The organism is Blastococcus sp. KM273129, assembly GCF_021698995.1.
Lineage (GTDB): Bacteria > Actinomycetota > Actinomycetes > Mycobacteriales > Geodermatophilaceae > Blastococcus.
Genome location: NZ_SSXB01000161.1, coordinates 1 through 1,327, shown reverse-complemented (window position 1 = coordinate 1,327; position 1,327 = coordinate 1). Strand labels below are relative to the sequence as shown.

The following is a 1,327-nucleotide window of genomic DNA, read 5'->3' as shown; positions in this document are numbered from 1 at the left end:
CTGACTGTGAGGCTGGCCGGGTCGGTCCTTCAGTGATGGGCTGACGGCCGGCAGCGGTGAGCGTGACCCGTCGTCTGACTGGCTTCGTGCCTTTGGCCGGACTTGTCCGCTCGCTGCTGCCGGCACCGGCCCGGCCGGAGACGTTGGCCTGATCAGGAGCTTGACCGCCAGTTGGCGCTGGCGTGTCTCATCACAGTCCTGCCATCTCCGCACCGGACCGGGACCTGCAGCGTCCCCCCGGTCAAGGAGAAGAACGCATGTCCATGCTGGCAGAACTGGTCGAGGTCGTCATCGGCGTCGACACCCACAGCCAGACCCACACCGCCGCGGTGCTCGATGCCCGCACCGGCGCAGTGCTGGCCCGAGCCACGGTTCCCGCCGACCCCGACGGCTACGCCGAGCTCATCGCTGTGGCCGAGGCCCACTCCGGGCTGCGGGCCTGGGCGATGGAGGGCACCGGCGGCTACGGCGCCGGCCTGGCCCGCCACCTCGCCGCCACCGGCGAGCTGGTCGTGGAGCTGGACCGACCCAAGCGGCCCCTCCGGCGGGCCGGGGCCAAGTCCGATCCGATCGACGCCGAACGCGCCGCCCGCGACGCGCTGGCCCGCACCCAGCTGGCCCAGCCCAAGACCGGCGCCGAACGAGCCGCGCTGCAGATGCGCCTGACCGCCCGCCGCGCCGCCGTGGAGGCCGCCGGTGCCACCACGCGGCAACTGCTGGCCATGGTCATCACCAGCCCGGAGCCGGTCCGCAGCCGGTTCCGTGGCCAGACCACCCGCGCCGTGATCACCACCGCCGCAGCGCTCCGCCCGGCGGCCAGCAGCGGGGACATCGAGGCCATCACCGCGCTGACCGTGCTGCGCCAACTGGCCCGGCGCATCCGCTTCCTGGAGGCCGAGGCACTCGACCACGAGAAGGCCATCCGCACCACCGTGCGCTCCTGGCGGCCGGACCTGCTCGAGCTGACCGGAGTCGGTCCCATCGTGGCCGCCACGGTGCTCACCGCCTGGTCACACCCTGGGCGCTGCCGCGACGACGCGGCCTTCGCCATGCTCGCCGGCACCGCACCCATCCCAGCGTCCTCGGGCAAGACCGTGCGCCACCGGCTCAACCGCTCCGGCGACCGCCAACTCAACCGAGCCCTGCACACCGTGACCCTCACCCGGATGCACCACGACGAACGCACCCGCACCTACGCCGACCGCCGCCGCGCCGAAGGCAAGACCGACCGCGAGATCAAACGCTGCCTCAAGCGCTACATCGCCCGCGAGCTCTACCGACGCCTCGAAACCCCACCCTCAGCCCTTGACGCGTCATAGGAGCGTCC

General features: G+C 72.6%; 1 protein-coding gene. It reads left to right on the top strand.

Annotated elements, in window-relative coordinates; translation table 11 throughout:
• Positions 1-257: 257 nt before the first annotated feature.
• On the top strand, positions 258-1,319 hold the full coding sequence (locus tag E9565_RS21820; RefSeq protein WP_236828883.1) for an IS110 family transposase: 1,062 nt from the start codon (positions 258-260) through the stop codon (positions 1,317-1,319).
• Positions 1,320-1,327: the final 8 nt, after the last annotated feature.

Bases quoted from the DNA above. Each gene is read 5' to 3' on its own strand.
- E9565_RS21820 (WP_236828883.1), top strand. From the start codon at position 258: ATGTCCATGCTGGCAGAACTGGTCGAGGTCGTCATCGGCGTCGACACC.